The organism is Neobacillus drentensis (assembly GCF_036965645.1).
In the GTDB taxonomy this organism is placed as follows: domain Bacteria; phylum Bacillota; class Bacilli; order Bacillales; family Cytobacillaceae; genus Neobacillus; species Neobacillus drentensis_D.
In genome coordinates this window covers 326-4,975 of sequence record NZ_JBALPZ010000182.1, presented here as the reverse complement: position 1 = coordinate 4,975, position 4,650 = coordinate 326, and the positions used below count along the sequence as shown (strand labels likewise).

The following is a 4,650-nucleotide window of genomic DNA, read 5'->3' as shown; positions in this document are numbered from 1 at the left end:
AAATAGAGGAATTCTTTAATATATTGTTTTATCGGAAATAAAAACTATAATATATTGCTATTTCAAGTAAGTATGTTGGCAAGTCCTAAATGAAGGGGATATTTATGACGAACTCAAACTACACAGAATTAAGTAAAGAATATTGGGAAACACCTTTAAAGTTTAAAAAACCCCCGTTACTTGCCTATTCCGGACAGGTTGAAGGAAATCCCAACTGGAATTTTCCAAGCCACAAACATGATGATTTAAGTGAAATTATTTATATTTGTGAGGGCGAAGGAACTTTTATTATTAACAACAAAAGTTATACGGCAAAAGAAGGGGATATTCTTGTCTACAATGCAGGAATTATCCATGAAGAATACTCAAATCCAGCCAATCCCTTAGTGACCTTTTTCTGTGGAATCTCTAATCTATCGATTGATCAATTGAAGGAATTGTGTATCATACCATATGAGGTCGAACCGGTTATAAGAAAAAATGAGTATTCAAGTTCAATCAAGTCGTTTTTTACACAAATATTCGAAGAGTCGTCGCTTAAGGCTACTGGATATGAAATTATATGTCAGGGTTTACTTACGTCCTCCATTGCTTTAATACACAGGCTGCTTAAACAGCAAAATATTACAAGTGAGACGGAAGAATCCAATACAATTGCCCATCGTATTAAAGAATTTATTGATAAAAACTATAAAAAAAATATCAAACTAGAGGATATAGCTGAAGCGCTATTTATTAATAAGTATTACTTATCCCATGTATTTAAAGAACAAATGAAAATCAGTCCGATTAATTACTTAATTAATCGCAGAATTGGAGAAGCAAAGAACCTGTTGGTATCGACAGAGTTAAAAGTAGGTGAAATCGCCAGAATTATGGGGTATGATAACCCGAATTACTTTACCTTACTTTTTAAAAAAATGACTGGTGAAACACCCAAACAATTCAAAGAAAACCATAAAAAGAATCTTTTTTATCATAAGAATCCTTAGTTTTAATAATTGGTTTGAAGGTTGCTAATGAATCAATAAATTGTCTAATTTCTTACTAATTAAGCCTAAAAATTGAACTTAATGTATGAGCCTAAGATAATAAAAAAGAAGTGAGATGCCATCCGCATTTCACTTCTTTTGTTGTATTTTATCTAACATTTACTTTGGAATAGAACCGTTTATTTCTAGACTTTATAAAATAATCCTCAAATGATTCAACTGGTGTTACTTCAAGTGATTGTTTAGATGACTTTAAACAAAAGTAGGCTGCAAAAAATTGAACTAAGCAAACAATAATTAATTCAAACATAATTATTACCTCACTTTCTGTTGTTTGATTACAATATAAATTATGAAACGCGTACCATATCAAATTGAAATTTATGGGAATAGGGAAGCAACTTTAAATAACTGTGGAGGAAAAGATAATTCGTAGGGGATAAAATGAAGGGTGAACTATTTCATTGGCATTACCTCATGAAGGATTGGGCTCATTATTTTTGGTAATGTCTTGGTTGTGTTTCTGACCCGTCTTTCATCCAAAAAGTCTTTGTAACGTAAATTTTAAAAACAACACAAAAAACCACTTCCTCATTTTTAGGAAGTGGTTTTTGCTATTGAAATAATTATTTAAAAGACAGCTTTTAAAGAATGGTAAGCTGTTTAGCTTACATCATGCCGCCCATACCGCCCATGCCGCCCATATCAGGCATTGCAGGACCAGCTGGTTCTGGCTTATCAGCCACAACTGCTTCAGTAGTTAAGAACATAGCTGCAACAGATGCTGCGTTTTGAAGAGCTGAACGAGTAACCTTAGTTGGGTCAACGATACCAGCTTCGATCATGTTTACCCACGCGCCAGTAGCAGCGTTAAAACCTACGCCCACTTCTTCACGCTTTAAGCGGTCAACGATAACAGATCCTTCAAGACCTGCGTTCTCAGCAATCGTACGTACTGGTGCTTCGATAGCACGAAGAACAATATTAATACCAGTTTGAACATCGCCCTCTTCTTGGATCTGAGCTACTTTGTTGTATACGTTAAGAAGGGCTACACCACCACCGGATACGATACCTTCTTCAACTGCAGCACGAGTTGAGTTCAATGCGTCTTCGATACGAAGCTTGCGCTCTTTTAATTCAGTTTCAGTCGCAGCACCAACTTTGATTACTGCTACACCGCCAGCTAACTTAGCTAGGCGTTCTTGTAATTTTTCACGGTCAAATTCAGAAGTAGTTTCTTCTAATTGAGAACGGATTTGGTTTACACGAGCTTGGATATCTTCAGTTGCGCCAGCACCTTCAACGATCGTTGTATTTTCTTTTGTTACAACAACTTTAGCCGCACGGCCTAAAGAAGTGATGGTTGCAGACTTAAGGTCACGGCCAAGCTCTTCAGTGATCACTTCACCGCCAGTTAATGCAGCGATATCTTCAAGCATTGCTTTACGACGGTCACCAAAGCCAGGAGCTTTAACAGCAACTGCATTGAATGTTCCGCGAAGCTTGTTCACTACTAATGTAGATAATGCTTCACCTTCGATATCTTCAGCAACAAGTAATAATGGCTTGCCTTGTTGTACAACTTGCTCTAATACTGGAAGGATTTCTTGAATGCTAGAAATCTTCTTGTCAGTGATTAAGATATATGGATTATCTAAAACAGCTTCCATTTTGTCAGTGTTTGTTACCATGTATGCAGAAACATAGCCACGGTCAAATTGCATACCTTCTACAACGTCTAACTCAGTTGTGAAGCCTTTAGATTCTTCGATTGTGATAACGCCATCGTTACCAACGCGTTCCATTGCTTCAGCAATCAATTGGCCAACTTCTTCGTCAGCAGATGAGATTGCCGCAACTTGTGCAATCGAAGCTTTGTTTTCAATAGGTTTAGAGATCGCTTTTAGTTCTTCAACAGCAGAAGCAACAGCTTTCTCGATACCTTTGCGGATACCCATTGGGTTCGCACCAGCTGTAACGTTCTTTAAGCCTTCACGAATCATCGCTTGTGCAAGAACAGTTGCAGTTGTTGTACCGTCACCGGCAACATCGTTCGTTTTGCTTGCTACTTCAGCTACTAATTTAGCACCCATGTTTTCGAATGCATCTTCTAATTCGATTTCTTTTGCAATTGTTACACCATCATTAGTGATAAGTGGTGAACCAAATTTTTTCTCAAGAACCACGTTGCGTCCTTTAGGTCCAAGAGTTACTTTTACTGCATTTGCAAGAGCATCAACACCACGAAGCATTGCGCGGCGTGCATCTTCACTAAACATAATTTCTTTAGCCATTGTAAAAAAACCTCCTCGTATTTTTTACTCTGAATCTATTCTTTGAACTTCATTACCTATTAAGTTCCAGCGTTTAAACGCTGTTTTTTTACTCGCCTACGACAGCAAGAATATCGCTTTCACGTAAAATTAAGTATTCAACACCCTGGTATTTCACTTCTGTACCAGCGTATTTTGAGAAGATAATACGATCGCCTACAGCCACATCAAGTGCTACACGCTCACCGTTTTCAAGGACACGGCCATTACCTGCGGCAACAACTTTTCCTTCCTGAGGCTTTTCTTTCGCTGAATCCGGTAATACGATTCCGCTTGCAGTTTTTTCTTCGGACTCGACAAGCTCAATAATAATACGATCACCTAATGGTCTTAACAATTCAAACAACCTCCTCAAATATATGTAGTTTCCGTCATTATTAGCACTCTCTACTAATGAGTGCTAACACAATTATTATAATAATGAATCTGAGTTTTTTTTGCAAGTATGATGCATAAATTTTTACAAAGAAATTTTCTTTTTTACAACCTTATAAAGTATGTGAAAAAGCAAGCATTCTATACCTCTTTTATAAAATAAAGTAGACAAATTTCTATATAGTGCTTTTCATCGTTCAGAAGCCTTCATTTTCATCCAACAGTTCTTCTAAATTGATACAATCACGGCTTTAAGAGTAAAATAAATATTAGTGCTTATATCGGACCAATTAATAACCGAACGCTCGCTGCATTATATAACTGTATTTAAAGGAGATTATCATTTGAAAAAGGAATATTGGTGGGTCATTATTGTTTATATTGTTATGCAGTTTTCAAGTCTAGTGGGGCTGCCCATCTTAATCTTTGGCTTTAAACAATTTGCTATTAGTCAAAAATTAGCTGTTCCTGTTTATCTGATTGCTAGTTTTTCGATCGCCCTCATTATTATCCTGTTACTATTACGGAAAGAAATGAACACTCGCAGCTTAGATGAAAAAGGAACTTCGTTTGGCTATTCGGCGATGTGGGCTGTGTTAGGGGTATTTTTAGCATTATTTGCCCAGTATGTTGCCGCCATAATCGAGAGCCTTTTAGGAGTTAAAATGGGTTCGGAGAATACGCAGGATATCCTGAAAATCATTGAAACCCTGCCGCTGGCGATTCTTGTAACGAGCATTATTGGACCAATCCTGGAGGAAATTGTCTTTCGCAAAATTATTTTTGGTGCACTATATAAAAGATATAATTTTTTCATTTCAGCATTGATTAGTTCCGTCATCTTCGCCTTGGCCCATATGGAACCTGTACATATTTTGCTTTATGCAGCGATGGGCTTTACGTTTGCCTTTCTTTATGTCAAAACTAACCGTATCATTGTCCCAATA

The 4,650-nt window shown here is 36.9% G+C and carries 4 protein-coding genes; 2 read left to right on the top strand and 2 right to left on the bottom strand.

All coding sequences use genetic code 11. The annotated features are described in order from the left end of the window. Nucleotides 1-104: 104 nt before the first annotated feature. Nucleotides 105-992, top strand: a complete 888-nt coding sequence (locus V7266_RS26835) for an AraC family transcriptional regulator (RefSeq protein WP_335472274.1) — start codon at nt 105-107, stop codon at nt 990-992. A gap of 668 nt (nt 993-1,660) precedes the next feature. On the opposite strand, the gene groL is transcribed toward V7266_RS26835, so the two are convergent. Both groL and groES read right to left on the bottom strand, forming a co-directional pair. Next, nucleotides 1,661-3,289 (bottom strand): chaperonin GroEL, encoded by a 1,629-nt coding sequence (groL, locus tag V7266_RS26830; protein ID WP_335472273.1) that lies wholly within the window; start codon nt 3,287-3,289, stop codon nt 1,661-1,663. An 88-nt stretch (nt 3,290-3,377) separates the two neighbouring features. Further along, complete coding sequence (gene groES, locus V7266_RS26825; RefSeq protein ID WP_160724906.1) at nt 3,378-3,665, bottom strand: co-chaperone GroES; 288 nt, start codon at nt 3,663-3,665, stop codon at nt 3,378-3,380. 382 nt (nt 3,666-4,047) lie between these two features. Here groES and V7266_RS26820 point away from each other — a divergent pair. Then, the coding region (locus V7266_RS26820) for a CPBP family intramembrane glutamic endopeptidase (RefSeq protein ID WP_335472272.1) at nt 4,048-4,650 on the top strand (603 nt) is incomplete at its 3' end.

Coding starts and splice junctions, on each gene's coding strand:
- groL (WP_335472273.1), bottom strand. CDS start 3,289: ATGGCTAAAGAAATTATGTTTAGTGAAGATGCACGCCGCGCAATGCTT.
- V7266_RS26835 (WP_335472274.1), top strand. CDS start 105: ATGACGAACTCAAACTACACAGAATTAAGTAAAGAATATTGGGAAACA.